Consider the following 16,524-nt stretch of genomic DNA (forward strand, 5'->3'; position numbering starts at 1 on the left):
CCAGCCTGGCCAGCCACCTGGCGCAGCAGGCCGAACGCGCCGAACAAGCCCTGGAGGCTGCGCGCATCGGCGTGGAACAGGGCGGTGAAGTGATCAGCGGCACCGTGCGCCTGACCTGCACCGACTCGGTGCTGCAAGGCTTGTTGCTGCCGGCGCTGGCGCAGTTCATGCCGGATTACCCGGCGCTGACCCTGGAACTGAGCACCTCCAATGATTTCGCCAACCTCAGCCGCCGCGATGCCGACATCGCCCTGCGCCTGACCCGCACACCACCGGAGCATCTGGTAGGGCGTTGCCTCGGCACCGTGCGGTATCAGGTGTGCGCCAGCACAGATTTTGCGCGTCAGCACGCAGGACGCGAGCTGGCGGAGCTGGCCTGGATCGCGCCGGATGACTTCCTGCCCGATCACCCCACCGTCGCCTGGCGCCGTGCGCAGTTGCCGGGCGTGCGTCCCAGCTATCGCTGCAACAGCATGTTGTCGGTCACCGAACTGGTGCGGGCGGGGCTGGGCGTGGCAGCGCTGCCGGATTTTCTGTTGGATGAACGCCTGCAACCGCTGGGCCCCGCTTTGGCGGGGCATGACACGGCGCTATGGCTGCTGACGCGCCCCGATTGCCGGGCATTGCGCTCGGTGGTCACGCTGTTTGATCAATTGGGGCGGCATGTGCGCTTGAGCCCCTGACACCCCGCCGGCTGAATGTCTGGTGGATTTACGGTTTTCGCACAAACTGCTCATGCATCTCACACGTCAGGGTCTCGATACGCTCGGTCAGTTGCTTGGTCATTTCCGTCAGCCGGGTGTTCTGCTCCAGCAGTTCCAACAGCTGTTTGCTGGTGTTCTGCGTCTCGGCCTGGCGCTCGGCATTGGCGACGGCCAGCGCTTCACGGTGCTGCGCGTCGGCCTCGGACTGGGCTTTGTCGCGAGCGGCCTGGCGTGTCTGGGCCAGCAGGATCAGCGGCGCCGCGTAGGCCGCTTGCAGGCTGAAGGCCAGGTTGAGCAGGATGAACGGGTAGACGTCGAAGTGCGTGATGCCGGTGACGTTGAGCACAATCCACACGGCCACGATCAAGGTTTGTGCGCCGAGGAAAGTCGGTGTGCCGAAGAAGCGTGCGAAGGCCTCGGCCTTGAGGGCGAAGGTGTCGTTGCCAAAGGTCGGCGCCAGGTGGGCGTGGCGTCGATGGAAGCGCAGATAATCGACGGGGACGTCTTTGGGTTTGTCGGGTGTGGGGGTCATGGAGAACTCGGGTCATCAATGTTTAAGACAGGTGTCCACTATAGCCTTGGCGATCTGTCTTACGCATGAATAACCTGGGGACGACATGGTTGCCTACGAGGAGTAGGGTGAAAACCTCAGGCGGAATGGGCGATCGCGTAGTTGCTGGCATTGACCCGGTTACGCCCGGTGTCTTTGGCCGCGTACAACGCGCGATCCGCCGCATTCAGCCAGGTGGCGGCATCGGTGAAGACGAGTTGGAAATCGGCCAGGCCGATGCTCAGGCTCACGCGCAGCTCGGGGATTTGCGGGTTACGGTAATTGCTGAAGGTTTCGCGTATACGCTCCATGACCCGTGCGGCTTCTTCCAAGGGCATTTGCGGAAGAATCACACAGAACTCGTCGCCTCCGTAACGGCCGGCCAAATCGTTTTTCCGCAGGTTGCGCCGTATCTCCACGCTCAGTTGCCGCAGCACGGCGTCGCCGACGATATGGCCGTGAGAGTCATTGATTTGTTTGAAGTGATCGATATCAATCAGTGCGATGGTGGCGTGGCTTTGTTGCTGCTGGCACTTGTGGAACTTGAGGTGCAGCAGATCTTTCCACGAACCGTGGTTGAGCAGGCCGGTGAGGCTGTCGGTGCGGCTCAGTGCGCTGAGGGCACGTTTATGTTCCGACAGTTTGATCGCCAATTCGTAGCAGACCCAGCCGATGGCCATGGGGTACAACGTCAACATCGGCAGGCAGGTGTAGACCTGGAGCGGGCTGACGTCGGGGTTGAAGCGCATGCCGAACAGCGCCCATGCCACCCCGATCCCTGCGCCCTGCGCGAGCAAACCGCGCAGGAACAGGCGACTGCCGCCAGCGGCGAAGTTGTTCATGGTCATCATCGAAAGGATGGTCACGGTCGTCAGCGGCGTGAACTGAGCGGCGGCGGCCCAGAAACCGCCGCACAACGAGTCATACAAAATGTTGCGCTGTTCGGCCTGGTAGGGGAAGGGGGAGCGGATTGACAGCTGGTACGCCACATGTGCCCACGCGAGCCCATTGAACAGCAGGAACGCCCACACCCAGCTCGGCATCGCGAGCGGGTACAAGCCGCCGAAGACACTGAGGCAGCCGATACCCAGGCCGATGATCCTTGGCTTGTAAATACGCCTGGCAAATGAAAGCCCTTTGCCTCGTCTGTTTTCCATAGATTTCCGGGTCAGCTCTTTTTCGCAGATTCGGCCGCGCGCGCGTGCAGGGAGAACCGTTGATCGGATAATACTTGTGAATATTGTCAGTTATTTGCGTAGGAATAATCAGTGGCCTTCCAGGCCATTCGCGCAAAACAGAGGGCAAATAGGCCAAAAACGACCAGGGATGTCGCATATGCAACGGTTGTTTACTGCGAGCGGCGAGCGCCAGCTTCGTAGCCGGCCAGAAACATATCGATTGCCGACTCGATCACTCGGGCCTGGTCGGTGACGTCGAGGGTGGGTTGGCCCAGGGTGATCTGCGGCCAGAATGCGAACGCCTTGAGCAGGCTTTGAATCTGGTGCGCGGCGAAGGCCGGGTCGGTACACGTGAGCCGGCCATCTTCCTGGGCGGCGCGCACCCACTGAGTAAAGCCTTCTTCGCGCAGGCTCAAGCGGTTGACCATGTCCTGGGCGCGTTCCGGCGAGTGAATGGTGGCGGCGATGGCGACCCGGGCCAGGTCGAGGAAGTTAGCGTCCGACATCATCTTCATCTTGGCTTGCAGCAAGCCGCGCAGTTGTTCACGCAGCGGGCGATCGTTGGCGTAGTTCACGTCGAGTTGCGCGACGCTGCTGGCCCAGAGTTGATGCAGGATTTCGGCGAACAACTCTTCCTTGCTGGGGAAGTGGTTGTACACCGTGCGCTTGGAAACGCCGGCGGTGGCGGCGATCTTGTCCATGCTGGTGACCTCGAACCCGTTGACCCGAAACTCAGCGATAGCGGCGGCCAGGATGGCTTCGCGCTTGCGGTCGGTGAGGCGTTGAGGGGCAGTCATGGACAGGGATCTACTCTAAGAGGAAAATTACACTCGGTAGTTTACTTGCTCCGGGTTTTGTTGCAATCTTGAAACTACACTGTGTAGTGTAATTTTATGAGCGGTCCGTAGGAGTTACCTGGTAATGGCCACGATTTCAACCCGTCTCGCTCCCTCGCCTGTGCTACCCAAGCCTGCTCAACAGGAACAGGGCACCTTCAGTAACCATGCCCCCGTACAGCGCGCAGGCTTCGGCAAAACCTTGGGCATTTTCTACAAGATGCTGTTTCACAAGCCGCGCAACACGCGGCCGGTAGGGGCGATTCCGGTGCAACCGCTGACCCGCGAACAGCTATTGGCCGCTCCCGACCATAGTGTGTTTCGTCTGGGGCATTCCACCGTGCTGCTGAAAATGCGCGGCAAATTCTGGCTGACCGACCCGGTATTCGCCGAGCGCGCTTCGCCGTTCAGTTGGGCCGGCCCCAAGCGATTCCATGCACCGCCGATCAGCCTTGAAGACCTGCCGCCCTTGGAGGCGGTGATTCTTTCCCACAACCATTACGACCACCTCGACCGCAAGGCCGTCATCCAACTGGCCGACAAGACCCGCTACTTCCTCGCACCGCTGGGCGTCGGCGACATCCTGGTGAAGTGGGGCGTGGATGCCAGCCAGGTGCGGCAACTGGATTGGTGGCAGCGCAGTGAAGTCGATGGCATTCATTTTGTCGCCACCCCTGCACAGCATTTTTCCGGGCGCGGCTTGTTTGATAGTAACCAGACGCTGTGGTGTTCCTGGGTGATGATCGATGGCGCGCGACGCATCTTTTTCAGCGGTGACACCGGCTATTTCGACGGCTTCAAACGCATCGGCGAACAGTACGGACCGTTTGATCTGACCCTGATGGAAACCGGTGCTTACAACGTCGACTGGCCCCACGTACACATGCAGCCGGAGCAAACCCTACAGGCGCACATCGACCTCAAGGGCCGCTGGCTGCTGCCGATTCACAATGGCACCTTCGACCTGGCCTTCCATGCCTGGCACGAGCCTTTCGACCGCATCATGGCGTTGGCGTGGGAGCGCAACGTGTCGATTACCACACCGGCCATGGGGCAGGCGTTCAGTTTGAACCAGCCCGAGCGAGGCGTTGCGTGGTGGTTGGAGGTGGAGGTTCAGGGCAGCGAAGAAGGGCTAGTGAACTGACGGTCGGGGAAATCGGAAAAAGGAATTTTCAAGGTGTTTCAGGCCTACGACAAACGCCAGATGAGAGTGCGATGATCTCGGGAAAGTCAATTTCCGGGAGTCGGCTCTGATGGACAATAAATGTGGGAAGTCTTTGCAGTCGCCTATGTCTTGTCGGCGGGAAGCGTTTTTACCCGCCTGTGCGGAACCGGCGAGTTTGACGCATGCCCCCTCCAACACTCACATCGAAACGGGGACCACGACTGCACTGGGCATCGGCTACGTCCCTGATGCGCATCTTGGTGCCGGCGTCGTAATCCCCGGCTATAACGTGCCGGCCCTGCCGCTAAAACCCGTGCGCGACGCCGCGCTGTCACTGATCGCCTTGAGTGGTGTCGACCCCAGTGAAGCGGGCAGGGTGGAAGCCCCCTTGGTGCAGCACACCGGCACTCCCACCGTCACCCACTCGTTGGCCGGCAGTCGCGTGGGGTTCGCCGATCGGCTTGTGCATGGCAATGATCAGACGCCGATTGAGCACAGCGCAGCCTTCCTGGAAGCGCTGGGCATGCTGCGTCGGGCCGGGGCCCAACTGGTGGCGGTGCCTGCAGAGCGGGCTGATGACACCCTGCGCTTCACCCTGCATTCGCGCAATGAAATCGACGAGCGTGTGAGCGAGTATCGGCTCGATGCACTGGTGTCCGAGAGCCAGAGCGCTGCGTTCCATGCCGCGTGCTGGAGCGGCTACCCGAGCCTTGGTGAGCCACTGGGGGGCGGGGCGATGCTGTGGTTCTATGGCGCGCAGTGGGCGAAAGACTCGCTGAAGGTGCTGGTGCAGGGTTATCGCAGCGCGCGTCGCTTGACTGAGGTGTAGGCAACGCTACCCGCTGCGTTGAACAATCCTACGGTTTGAACGACCTGCGTCGCGCAGCCTGGGTGGAGTGGGGTTTTTAGACTGGTGTGCGGATCAATGTTGGTCCTTCATCGTTTCTTACCCCTTCCAGGAGGTGCTTCATGTTGGGTATTGGTTATGGCATGGGTGTGTTTGTTAACCAGGTGCAGCGGTTGCTGCCTGTGCAGTTTTCATCGGGAGCTTCAGCGCCGGTTTCCCCGGGAACGGAATACGCCAGCGTTCGCGAGCTCAGCGAGCAAATGGCCCGGCCCGGTGGGCTCACTTCGGCAGATCTGGTCAGTTATCTGCAGGCGCGCATTCGTAAGCTGGACCCCAAATTAAGCTCGATCATTGAACTCAACCCCGAGGCGTTACAGATTGCCCGCGCGCTTGATCTGGAGCGCGCCAGTGGCAAGGTCCGTGGGCCGCTGCATGGCATTCCCGTGTTGCTCAAGGACACTATCGAGACGGGGGACAGCCAGCAAACCAGTGCCGGCGCCTTTGGGTTGGTGGGTAGGGCGGCGTCCAAGGACGCTTTTATCGTCGAGCGACTGCGCCAACAGGGAGCCGTGATCCTGGGTAAAACCAACTTGACGGAACTGGCTGGCTTTCGCGGTGGGCCCGATGGTTTGAGTGCGCGGGGCGGGCAAACGCGTAACCCTCATCAAGCAGGCGCAGAGGTGGGCGGCTCAAGTTCGGGGTCGGCCGCTGCGGTCGCCGCAGGCTTCGCCCCCTTGGCGGTGGGTACCGAGACCAATGGCTCGATCATCGTGCCCGCGGCGTTCAACGGGGTGGTTGGTTTCAAGCCTGGTGTGGGTTTGTTGAGCCGCAGCGGCATCATTCCAGCCAGCCATCGACAGGACACGCCAGGTCCGATGGCGCGCTCGGTGTTTGATGCTGCGTTGATGCTTAACGCCATGTCGGGCCGCGACCCTCTCGATTCTGCGGGTGTGAATGCTCCCCAAGGTATTGATTACACCGCGTTGCTCAAGCCTGGTGCCTTGCAGGACAGGCGTATCGGTTATCCCGTGACCTTTTCCGCGAATGGCGAACGTTTACCGGTGGATAACAGTCCGCAATTCAGCCAAACGCTTGAAGTGCTTCGCACGCAAGGCGCGGTTCTGGTGCCGGTCGATATGCGATTGGCCGACGCCTCACGCTATGACGAACTTTTGTTCGCCGATGTGAAGGACGAATTGAACGACTACCTGGGCAAGCGCGAGGGGTTGCCGGTCAAGTCCGTGCCCGAGTTGATCGCGTTCAACGAAAAACGCGATGGCACCGAAACCGATCACCAACCGACACTCAAGGAGATCGACGCGTCCACCCTCACCGCCGACGAGCGCCAGCCGCTATGGGACGCAATGATCCAGGATTTTCGTGGCACGGTGGATGAACTGATCGACCGGGAAAACCTCGACGCCGTGGTCTCGGACTTTGATACGAACAGCTACTTCGCAGTGGCGGTGGCCGGCTACCCAGGGATTTGCGTGCCGTCCGGGAAGAATGAGGACGGTATGCCGACCAGTGCGTACTTCTTTGGTGCCCGTGGGGCTGAACCCACACTGCTTGCTGTGGGCCATGGCTATGAGCAGGCAGCACAGAAGGTCTCCAGACCCAGCCTCTAAACCGCCAGGCAATGCTTACACTCTGTTCTGGACTCTACGCACGTGTCGGTTGAGGGGTTGGTGAATCAATTGATGCCGCTGCCGAACCCATCAATCGAGACATGATGTTTTGTGCCGCGGGTTCACTTGGCGGAGTGTCAAACTTGCGCGCACTCATCCCCCATCCAGGCGCAAAACCCGGGAAAAACACCAACCCTTCGGCCTCCAGGCGAAACGCCAGGGTCAGGCGGACGTCATCCTCCACGTCGCCCTGGGTTTCAAACCGTTGAATCGCATCCACCGCCACGCCGGCCTGGCGCGACAGCTCTTCGCGGCTCCAGCCCAGCATGACGCGGGCCTGCACGCTGTGCTTGGCGGTGAATTGATGCAGGACGATTTGCTGTTCTACGAAAGAGCTCATTGCCAGAGAGGACATGGGTTGTCTCCAGGGTTCGACGGGGAGGGCAAACTATACTGTGTTTTTGTACAGTTGTTTTGACCGCTCATCAACTGGAATTTTTCCCGGCGCCGACACCGCTCTGTTTTGAGGCTAGCACGGTGGTATTCCTGTTCGGGTCGAACGCTGCATTGGCTAACTCGCCTCAGCCCCCGGCACTTCGCGAATAATCAAATGATCCAGATTCTCGATATCCGCGCTGAACACCCCGAATGTCTGCTCGGGGTTTTTCTTGCTCGGTACCTGCTTGAACTGCGGCGTCACCCCGTAAAAGAAGCAATATAACGGCCGTTCGCTGCTGGCTGCAGCCTTGATCTGCTCGAGGAACGCTGTGCGCTTGCGGTAACTCTCGATGAGTTTTTTGTTCAGGTAGACGTTGACCGAGTAGGGCTTCTTGTCGAGCCATACCTTCTTTTCGAAGTCGATGCGAAAGCTGCTGGTGTAGTCCTTGATCGCTTTGATCCTGCCCCAATAGATCAGGCCGTGGTTGTCCTGCAGGTACTCGATCTTCTTGAAAAACGCCGCATAAGACGCAGTATGCTCGCCGATCTTCAGCGGCATCGCCTTGAGCTTGTCCTTGTCGTCGAGGTTCGACACGTAGCATTCCACCGGGTGGGCGAACACACTGGTTTTATCCGGGGTAGTGTCGTTGGAACCGACAGACACGCTGGTGCGGGCTGAAGGGGGATTCGCCGGGTCTTGTGGCGCTTGCCCTTCAGTGCCCGCCAGCGGGGTTTTGCGCGGGTAGGTGCGCCGGGTCAGGACAAATTCCGATGGGAAGTGTTCCTCGCGCTCGTCCTCGCTGTCGTCCGTAGCCGGCTTGTGGCGGCTGACGTAACGGCAACCCTCGATATGCCGGGTGCCTGGGGTGTTTTTAAAATGCGGGGTGCGCCGGTAATTGACGTTTTTCGCGTTGAAAGTGCTCAGCACGTTGCCCGCTTCAAAGGCCGCGCGGCATTCAGCGTTGGGACAGAGGAAGCTGTCCTGGTCAGAGTCGTAGGCGTCGGTTTCGTCGAAATTCAACTCTCGCACGTCATAGATCGACAGCTTGTCGTCGAGACTCAGGCTGTAGGCCGTGTCGAATTTCATGGGCTCGGGTCCGTGAGAAGTTTGGCTACTAGAGAGTCGGATATTACGCAGATATCAGCAGGAAACCGCAACCTATCGCGCCCCAGCGAGGCGGCGATGGGATCGATTCGATCTCCCGCCTAACCCGCCGCCCGTATCACCGCTGCAGCCTGGCCTGCTTCTTCTTCCCGTGAAAATGCCGAAAATGTGCATCCTGCGCCGCCGCCAGCAACTCCCGATCCCCGCGCGTATCGCCCCAGGCCCGGAGCCGATACTCCCCCAGGTCCCCATACTCCGCCTCAAGCCGCAGCACCTTGTTCTCGCACCGGCAGTTATTCCCTGTGAGCCTGCCGGTCAATACGCCGTCGAGCACCTCAAGCTCGGTCCCGATCAACTTGATCCCAAGCCGATCGGCAAACGGCTGCAACACCAATGCCGGCGACGCCGAACATAAGGTCACCACCGCCCCCGAGCCCAGCTCCTGCTCCACCGAAAGCACCCCCGCCGGCCGCATCAACCGCGCCCAATTGCGCTGGCAGTACTCCTCGGCCTTCTGCTGCACCCACGCCTTCTCCACCCCGGTCATAAAGGTACGGATCAACTGCGCCTTCAACTCATCCCGGCTGATCTGCCGTACAAGAAACCGCAGCCCAGGCAGCGCCAGCTTGACCATCCGGCCGTAGAACTCGCCGGGGCCAAAGGCAAACTTGAGGAAGGGCACGAAACTGTCGTGATGGGTCAGGGTGCCGTCGAAGTCAAAGACGGAAAGTACTTTGGCATCCACGGGGCCGGCTTCGAGCATGTCTGGGTTCACGGGTGGTCCTTGATCAGGTAGCGCGGGTTCTCATAACGATGTGACTGGTACCCATTGCATGGGTTCAGGCGAATAACGGTTATGCAATTCAGATCGGCCATGGGCAGTGCTGTTGTTCTTTTGCCGACAATGATCGGGGCAGTTTACCCGGTCGGGCATAGGAATGAACGTCGTGAGACGTCCAGCATTGCGCTGATCCAGATACCGCCCCGTCGGGCGACCAGGGTCGCGGGCACCGAACCTCCGAGCCGGCGCGTGTTTGTGCACCCGAGCGGTTTGACTGCCCATTCCCCAGCCTTTGACTGAACCTCATTGATCGTCAAGCGAAGTGTTTACGGTTATTACCGATTTACCTGGGGCCGTAACGAAATCGTAGTGGTTGCCGCTGGGCTAGCGCCTCTAGCGAACACCTAAACCCAATTCGTAATAAGAATTTACCGCTGAGTACGATGGAGGCATAGTGGCATCATGGTCCGCCCGCTAAGTAGGGTTGCTCAACTGGGCCGTTTTTAACAACGATCAATCAGTCACTGAAGGTGACTGATGGCGCTGAATTGGCACGTGATCTCTCACGTTCTCTGCAAGCCCGCCATTCAAGGAGCGATACACCGTAATGACCACACAAGGATTTGGCGCTCAACTGCTGACGCTGCCGAGCATCTTTTCGGATCGTTTTTTCACCATTCCGGATTATCAGCGTGGCTACGCTTGGGATAAAAAGCAGGTCGATGAACTGCTCAAGGACGTCGATCACTTGATGCTGGATGGTGCCGCATTACGTCACTACACCGGCACACTCGTCCTCAGTCGTCCGAAACATGCGACAGACAACGCCTTTCACGTCGTGGATGGTCAGCAGCGGCTGACCACGCTTGCCATTTTTCTGTACCTGCTTTGCGAGTCGCTGCCTATCGAAGAGCGGGCAGCGTTTACCGCGCTGTATATACGCCGTGGTGAGCTTGGCAATGATCGCGCTGTCTTGCGCTTAAACTCGGACACACGGTTGTTTTTCGAACGTGTGGTGATGGCTGAAGGCAACCTCGATAACAGTCCGATTAAACTTGAGGCGCACCAACGATTACTCGGTGCCAGAGTCTCGATTAAGAAGTGGCTTGAGGACAAAGTTGCTCTGGGAATTGAGCCGCAGCGGATCAGGGAAATCCTTGAGTCCCGGCTCGGCTTTCTGGTGTTCGCGCCTGAAGAAGATGCCGAAACGGGGATCATGTTCGAGGTCATCAACAACAGAGGCAAAGCGCTTAGCGAGTTGGAGAAGGTTAAAAACTACTTAATCTACTGCTGTGTGAAACTGTCTGCGGCTTCGCTCAGGGACACTATCGATCAGGATTGGTCAGAAATCCTAAGGGCCTTGAACATCGCAGGCAAAACCTCAGCCGGCGACGAAAGTGCATTCCTCCGTTACTGCCTAGTCGTGCATTTCAAACTGAATAAAACCGATAGCCAATACGGTTATGACGAGCTGAAAAAGCGAGTAAACCTCGACAGCTGTCTGACTGAGGATTTACCCCGCGAGTCGGTCATCAAAAAAATTGCCGACTTTGTGCAGTTTATGAAAACCGCCGCGCTCTGGTATCAACGCCTGTATGGGCGTGATCACGCAGGTTTAGAGCCTGAGATGGTGGTGCTTCTTGATCAAATCCGGGCGCAGGCACGACATGCGTCGATTATGCCGCTGTTCTTGGCGATGGTGATCAAATTGCAGGGCGCGGGCGAGCGCCTGCATAAGTTGCTTCGGTTGTTGGAGATCCTCAATTTCCGGGTCTACATGGCGCGGAACATGACGTCACGTAACGACACGGGGCAGGGCGATCTCTATTGGTATGCGGCACATTACTACCACTCCGCGCTGTTGGCCGCGCTTGCACCCGAAGAGCTTAAGGTCGGGCGCATCCGTTTGGAAACCGATGAGGATGTGTTGGAGTACCGGCTCGTTGATTTTATCCATTGGCTGGCGGCGGATCACCGGTTTATTAAATCGTTCTCTCTGGACGCTGACAGCCCCGACGATTTTTACAAGTGGCGTGGTTTGCGGTATTTCCTCATGAACTACGAGGCGAAGCTTCAACCGCGAAAAACGATTCAAATTGATAAAATTCTGCTCGGGGTTTCGGAGGGTAAAACCTCAGACTATTACTCGGTGGAGCACCTCTGGGCGACAGAAAATAGAAATGGTGAGGGGGAAAACAACCGTAAACAAGATAAGTACCAACGGCGCCGGTTAGGTAATTTTGTTCTACTGGAATTGCGCCTGAACATTCAGGGAAACAACGATGACCTGGAAAGCAAACTTCCACGTTACTGCGAAGGACTCGGGGAAGAACCGCCTACAGAACTTCATCAAGTTCGAAAAATGGCTTCTGACACGCATTCGTTGATCGAAAGTTTTGATGGCAGAAGGCGGACGATCAATTTTTATCACGACCTTCATTGCGAGTTAAATGACCATCAAGAGCAACGGTTCATCACGTTTGCCCAAGATCGTTGGTCGTTGAAGTCTTTCATTGGGTACACGCAAATTCAGCGGGAAGCGGCTGCTGCTCAAGAAAACTGAGGGTTGTGTTTGAATGAACCGAAGGGCGTACCGGATCACACTTGCGAGTGGGGGCGGTACGCCTGCAAGGTGAAAGTATTTGTTTGCTGTGGCGCAAGCGCTGTCGGGTGTGGAGCGAACAAGCGTTAGGTCTCCGCGCTTTTTACACGATACAGCGCCGACATCTGTTCGATTTCTGCAAGGATCTCCTCTCTGAGTGCTGCTGGCTTAAGAACCTCAACGCTGGCGCCTTGACTCAAAATCCAAAGTCGCAACCCCTGGCTCAAATGCAGTTCGCAACTCAGGTGCCAGCGTTCCGTGTCGTAGGGCTGTAAAAGCTGTTGTGGACTGAGCCAGTTCTCGCTCAGGCGCTGAAACATCTTTTCATCGATCAGCAACTCCAACTGGATGGGGTGTTCGGTCTCCAGCCCAATCAAGCTCTTCAATGAACGGGTATTGCGAATGTCGTACTCAGCGGGTACCTGAGCGGGTTCAAAACCCGCCGCTTTTGCGGATTTGAATCGGTGTACTGGCCAGGCATAAGGCGTGTCCGGGTCTCTGCCATCGACGACGAGTGACAGGTAGATGTTGGCGTCCTGAAAGGACAGGCCCAATGGTGTCAACCGATAAGGCTTGGGGGTTGGCGCGCCGCGTGGCTGGTACAGCACATCCAGCATGCTCCCCTCCAGCAAGGCGTCCTGGATGGTTTGAAAGACCTGAGGCTCGACCAATCCCGGCTGTAAATTCAGAAAACGGGTGTTGCTGACCACCTTCTTGGTCCAGTCATACAGTCGGTGGGAATGTTTGTTCAAAATCGACTGGGCGTGCTCGTACAGCTCCTGAAGATTACCGCCTAGCGTGCGGCTGGTGTACGGGCGGGCATGGTCGATGACCATGATCAAATTCATTGCATCAGTGGGTTTGAGCACGAACCTCGACAGCTCCTTATCGGCCCAATACACGTATTCCCGGCCTTCCTTTTTGCGCTTGATACCGTAGCGTTTGTCCTCTAGCAGGGCTTTGAGGTTGCGCTGAATCGTCCGGTTGTCCACCTCGATGGACTGGGCGCGAAGTCTTTCTTGGAACTGTGTCACGCGCAAGCCGGACGGCGTTGCCGTGCCGCCCCGTGTGGGAATCATTGCCAGGAGTAGATCGAGGCGAAACCTCTCTTCCAGGCGTTTTCCTGACATCTCATGCTTCCTCTATCGCGACACAGTTTGTCGTTCAGAGGGTGGATGATTCCTTTCGAGAAATCAATCCGATGCCGGAGCCGAGAAATGGCCACGCCCCAGCCTGCAAATGTCGTCAACATACTTGAAGCTTTTCTGCCCGAGCCTGAAGTGCTGGAGTTCCGTGAATCCAGTGCACATGACGGTCTGGGGGCGGGATTGGGCATGCCGACTCTGCGGATTGTTGAAATGTATGAGCGTCATGGGGCTGTGTCATACGCTGAAGCGAAGGCTATGAATCCTTTGAATGCGCCCTTGGCACGAGAATCATTTCTCCTGCTCTATGCGCAGCTTCGACGAGCAGCACTCGAGCATGATGCAGAGGCACTAAATGACCTCGGTTGGTTATGGCTGGATGGGCGCACGTTGATCGAGGATCCAGCGATGGCCCTGCACCTTTTTCGGCTGGCTGCGGCGGACGAATTATCTGAAGCCTTTTTCAATCTGGGGCAGCTGTATACCTACGGAATAGGTGTTGCCGTCGATGAGCAAATGGCCCAGCGCTGGCTGAAAAAGGCGTTTAAAGGAGGCATCCGCGAGGCTGCTTTGGAGGTCGCATGGCTTTACGACGCGCGGAATCGAGAAGGCAGTTGTGAAGATTCACAGGTTGAGGCCGATAACCGGAAGGCATTTCGTTGGTACCGAAAAGCTGCTCGTGCCGGCGACACTGCTGCGTTTGCACGCCTTGGGAAGAGTTACCTGGAGGGCAATGGCGTTTCGCGTCACGTCTCAAAGGGGCTTTTTTGGTTGCAGCGAGCTGCGCTCAGTGGTGATGCCGCGGCGGCGGATGCCTTGGAATATTTTTATGAAGATGGGCTGTACATGCCGGATCCTCAGGGACGTATGCGTTTATTTTGGGCCTCATATGCCGAAGGTCTGCGAGATGTACTTGAGTGCCGGTAACGTGGGCGTAGGTCGCAGTATTCAACAGTGTTTTAAATGAAAAAAATTAAGGACGGGTAATGATTACGTTGAGAGACGGCGGCTCCTTCAGTATTGATGCTCTGGTTGCAAAAGTTGAGGGGTTGGGGGGTTCCATGGTGTTGGGTCCCATCACGGTCGTGTTGACCGAGCACAATAAGCCGGACTCGTTGGATTACTGGATTAGAACCAATGGGGCTCATCGAAAAGACCAGATGCAAGCGGAAACGCAAGTGGTCGACCAGTTGCTCGCCACCGGCCGTTTTGATCGCGTCAAAATGAACTGTCCATCGACCGGGCATCGTTGCACTGGACTGAGCGTGATTTCAAAGCCTCACGCCGAGCACACTCAGGCGTCCACGATTACTGTGCCTGATTGTGAAGAAATGGAGGCGGCCGCCTGGCTGATCGACCGCTTCAAGGCTGCGTCGCCGAACCTTGCCTATGCCAACCTCAATGAGGCCGGAAGCTATCGAGGTTGGGTTGCTGACTTTAAAATTCCTCTGTTGGATGGTCGTTCACTGAGCCTGGATCTTCGAAAGGAAAAGGATCTGTTTCTCCTGTTTGTCCTGGCGGTGGTGTGGTCTCGGACAGGCCCTTGGGAGAATGCCGTCTATTTTGTGGCCTGGATGAAGCTGGCTCACAAAGACATTCCTGCGTTATGGAAAAACAATGCATTTGTAGAAGTAGAGTGCAGTAACCGCGAGGTCTCCATGGCGCAGACCTTAGGTCAGTGCCTGGCCCCCGAGACCCGCAAGCAGGTCAGTTTCAGGAAAGATGTTTACGCGAGTGTAGGGATACTTGCCCAACACTGGGACAGTATCAAACGTGAGATCGACGTCATGATCACCACTCGCCAATACGCGGATTTTTTCGACTATATGCGTTCATTAAAAGGCTTGGGGACTAGCCAGAAAAGTATGCTGATAAAGATCCCGCTGATCATGCGAGAGTTGCGTTGTCAGCTTTATCCCTCAATTCCAGGCGAGTTCTGCTGTGTACCGGATGCCCGGGTCTATGAGGCGTTAAGTGCAATGAGCCGGGACCACAACAAGCATATAAACCTGATGCATCACGCTGGCAGTGTAAAAAAACTGATCGACGCTTCTGCGAAGATCTATCAGCTGTTCGGTGATCTGTATGACCTGCCGTTGTTCGCTTATGTAGACCTCGATCTACCCGGTAAGTGAGAGTTGGAGGAGAGGCCGGTCTAAAGAAGTCCGACGCACTGGCTCACTCACCTGCGAGATACACCGCCAGGACGCTTTGCAAATCAACTGTGTGAAGGCGCGCATTTGCGCCAACGCAAAAACAAAAAAGGGCTGCCAGTTGGCAGCCCTTTTTGCAGAACCCGTTTCATTGTTGATGAGGCGGGTTCAGGTTTTGATGCGATTTCACGGGCTGAAGAATCAATCCCAGCTCAACGCACCGCCAGTCTGATACTCGATCACACGGGTCTCGAAGAAGTTTTTCTCTTTCTTCAAGTCCATGATCTCGCTCATCCATGGGAACGGGTTGGTCGTCCCTGGATACTCTTCCTTCAAGCCAATCTGCGACAGACGACGGTTAGCGATGAACTTGAGGTAGTCCTCCATCATCGCCGCGTTCATGCCGAGTACACCGCGTGGCATGGTGTCGCGTGCGTATTCGATCTCCAGTTGCGTCCCTTGCAGGATCATCTGGGTCGCTTCTTCCTTCATCTCGGCGTCCCACAGGTGTGGGTTTTCGATTTTGATCTGGTTGATCACGTCGATCCCGAAGTTCAGGTGCATCGACTCATCGCGCAGGATGTACTGGAACTGCTCGGCCACGCCGGTCATTTTGTTGCGGCGGCCCATGGACAGGATCTGGGTGAAGCCGCAGTAGAAGAAGATGCCTTCGAGGACGCAGTAGTAGGCGACCAGGTTGCGCAGCAGTTCTTTGTCGGTATCGACGGTGCCGGTTTCGAATTTCGGATCGGAGATGGAGCGGGTGTATTTGAGGCCCCAGGCGGCTTTTTTAGCGACCGATGGGATCTCGTGGTACATGTTGAAGATTTCGCCTTCATCCATCGCCAGCGATTCGATGCAGTACTGGTAGGCGTGGGTGTGGATCGCTTCTTCGAAGGCCTGGCGCAGGATGTACTGGCGGCACTCCGGGTTGGTGATCAGGCGGTACACGGCCAGGACCAGGTTGTTGGCGACCAGAGAGTCGGCGGTGGAGAAGAAGCCGAGGTTGCGCATGACGATGCGGCGTTCGTCATCGGTCAGGCCTTCGGGGTCTTTCCACAGGGCGATGTCGGCGGTCATGTTGACCTCTTGCGGCATCCAGTGGTTGGCGCAGCCGTCGAGGTATTTCTGCCAGGCCCAGTCGTACTTGAAGGGCACGAGTTGGTTGAGGTCGGCGCGGCAGTTGATCATGCGCTTTTCGTCAACGGCGACACGGGCGGAGGCGCCTTCGAGTTCGGCGAGGCCTTCGGCGATGTCGAGTTTGTCGAGAGCGGCCTTGGCGCGGATGATCGCGGCGGAGTCGTTGGCGGTGACGGCAAACGTGCCGGCAACACCAGGGGTTCGTCGAGGGTGCCGTCGAAGTTCGGGCCCCAGTTCGCGGTGCCCTGGCCC

15 protein-coding genes are annotated in these 16,524 nt (G+C 57.5%); 7 read left to right on the forward strand and 8 right to left on the reverse strand.

Annotation, left to right across the window (positions count from 1 at the left end; all coding sequences use genetic code 11):
* Nucleotides 1–683: LysR substrate-binding domain-containing protein (locus L9Z73_RS11965; protein WP_247400559.1), on the forward strand; the 683-nt coding region annotated here is incomplete at its 5' end.
* 28 nt (nucleotides 684–711) lie between these two features.
* On the opposite strand, the gene L9Z73_RS11970 is transcribed toward L9Z73_RS11965, so the two are convergent.
* The 3 genes from L9Z73_RS11970 to L9Z73_RS11980 all read right to left on the reverse strand — a co-directional run bounded on the left by L9Z73_RS11970 (nucleotide 712) and on the right by L9Z73_RS11980 (nucleotide 3,229).
* Entirely contained in the window at nucleotides 712–1,236 is a 525-nt protein-coding gene (locus L9Z73_RS11970) for a DUF1003 domain-containing protein (RefSeq protein WP_247400561.1), read from the reverse strand.
* Nucleotides 1,237–1,352: 116 nt separating this feature from the next.
* Nucleotides 1,353–2,411: a diguanylate cyclase gene (locus tag L9Z73_RS11975; protein WP_247400569.1), complete on the reverse strand. Its 1,059-nt coding sequence runs from the start codon at nucleotides 2,409–2,411 to the stop codon at nucleotides 1,353–1,355.
* A gap of 191 nt (nucleotides 2,412–2,602) precedes the next feature.
* Nucleotides 2,603–3,229, reverse strand: coding sequence for a TetR/AcrR family transcriptional regulator (locus tag L9Z73_RS11980; protein WP_247400588.1), 627 nt, complete (start codon nucleotides 3,227–3,229; stop codon nucleotides 2,603–2,605).
* Nucleotides 3,230–3,353: 124 nt separating this feature from the next.
* Between L9Z73_RS11980 and L9Z73_RS11985 the strand changes: the two genes are divergently transcribed.
* The 3 genes from L9Z73_RS11985 to L9Z73_RS11995 all read left to right on the forward strand — a co-directional run bounded on the left by L9Z73_RS11985 (nucleotide 3,354) and on the right by L9Z73_RS11995 (nucleotide 6,908).
* Entirely contained in the window at nucleotides 3,354–4,412 is a 1,059-nt protein-coding gene (locus tag L9Z73_RS11985; protein ID WP_247400590.1) for an MBL fold metallo-hydrolase, read from the forward strand.
* Between the two features lie 196 nt (nucleotides 4,413–4,608).
* The gene (locus L9Z73_RS11990; RefSeq protein ID WP_247400592.1) at nucleotides 4,609–5,262 is read left to right on the forward strand and encodes a hypothetical protein; all 654 of its coding nucleotides are present in this window, start codon (nucleotides 4,609–4,611) and stop codon (nucleotides 5,260–5,262) included.
* Between the two features lie 140 nt (nucleotides 5,263–5,402).
* The gene (locus L9Z73_RS11995) at nucleotides 5,403–6,908 is read left to right on the forward strand and encodes an amidase family protein (protein WP_247400594.1); all 1,506 of its coding nucleotides are present in this window, start codon (nucleotides 5,403–5,405) and stop codon (nucleotides 6,906–6,908) included.
* A 34-nt stretch (nucleotides 6,909–6,942) separates the two neighbouring features.
* On the opposite strand, the gene L9Z73_RS12000 is transcribed toward L9Z73_RS11995, so the two are convergent.
* The 3 genes from L9Z73_RS12000 to L9Z73_RS12010 form a co-directional block, all read right to left on the reverse strand.
* Complete coding sequence (locus L9Z73_RS12000; protein ID WP_247400605.1) at nucleotides 6,943–7,323, reverse strand: helix-turn-helix transcriptional regulator; 381 nt, start codon at nucleotides 7,321–7,323, stop codon at nucleotides 6,943–6,945.
* A gap of 156 nt (nucleotides 7,324–7,479) precedes the next feature.
* Nucleotides 7,480–8,433 carry a hypothetical protein gene (locus L9Z73_RS12005; protein WP_247400607.1) on the reverse strand — a complete coding sequence of 318 codons (954 nt, stop codon included), beginning with the start codon at nucleotides 8,431–8,433 and terminating at the stop codon, nucleotides 7,480–7,482.
* Between the two features lie 136 nt (nucleotides 8,434–8,569).
* Nucleotides 8,570–9,214 (reverse strand): HAD-IB family hydrolase, encoded by a 645-nt coding sequence (locus tag L9Z73_RS12010; protein ID WP_247400609.1) that lies wholly within the window; start codon nucleotides 9,212–9,214, stop codon nucleotides 8,570–8,572.
* Between the two features lie 625 nt (nucleotides 9,215–9,839).
* On the opposite strand from L9Z73_RS12010, the gene L9Z73_RS12015 reads away from it, so the two are divergent.
* Nucleotides 9,840–11,795 carry a DUF262 domain-containing protein gene (locus L9Z73_RS12015; protein ID WP_247400611.1) on the forward strand — a complete coding sequence of 652 codons (1,956 nt, stop codon included), beginning with the start codon at nucleotides 9,840–9,842 and terminating at the stop codon, nucleotides 11,793–11,795.
* 125 nt (nucleotides 11,796–11,920) lie between these two features.
* On the opposite strand, the gene L9Z73_RS12020 is transcribed toward L9Z73_RS12015, so the two are convergent.
* Complete coding sequence (locus tag L9Z73_RS12020; RefSeq protein ID WP_247400621.1) at nucleotides 11,921–12,964, reverse strand: helix-turn-helix transcriptional regulator; 1,044 nt, start codon at nucleotides 12,962–12,964, stop codon at nucleotides 11,921–11,923.
* Nucleotides 12,965–13,051: 87 nt separating this feature from the next.
* On the opposite strand from L9Z73_RS12020, the gene L9Z73_RS12025 reads away from it, so the two are divergent.
* Nucleotides 13,052–13,906, forward strand: coding sequence for a tetratricopeptide repeat protein (locus L9Z73_RS12025; RefSeq protein WP_247400623.1), 855 nt, complete (start codon nucleotides 13,052–13,054; stop codon nucleotides 13,904–13,906).
* A 59-nt stretch (nucleotides 13,907–13,965) separates the two neighbouring features.
* Nucleotides 13,966–15,114, forward strand: coding sequence for a hypothetical protein (locus tag L9Z73_RS12030; protein WP_247400625.1), 1,149 nt, complete (start codon nucleotides 13,966–13,968; stop codon nucleotides 15,112–15,114).
* A gap of 219 nt (nucleotides 15,115–15,333) precedes the next feature.
* On the opposite strand, the gene L9Z73_RS12035 is transcribed toward L9Z73_RS12030, so the two are convergent.
* Nucleotides 15,334–16,506: a ribonucleotide-diphosphate reductase subunit beta gene (locus L9Z73_RS12035; RefSeq protein WP_247400627.1), complete on the reverse strand. Its 1,173-nt coding sequence runs from the start codon at nucleotides 16,504–16,506 to the stop codon at nucleotides 15,334–15,336.
* Between the last annotated feature and the right edge of the window lie 18 nt (nucleotides 16,507–16,524).

Origin of the sequence: Pseudomonas emilianonis (assembly GCF_023072625.1) — a bacterium.
GTDB lineage: Bacteria > Pseudomonadota > Gammaproteobacteria > Pseudomonadales > Pseudomonadaceae > Aquipseudomonas > Aquipseudomonas paraveronii.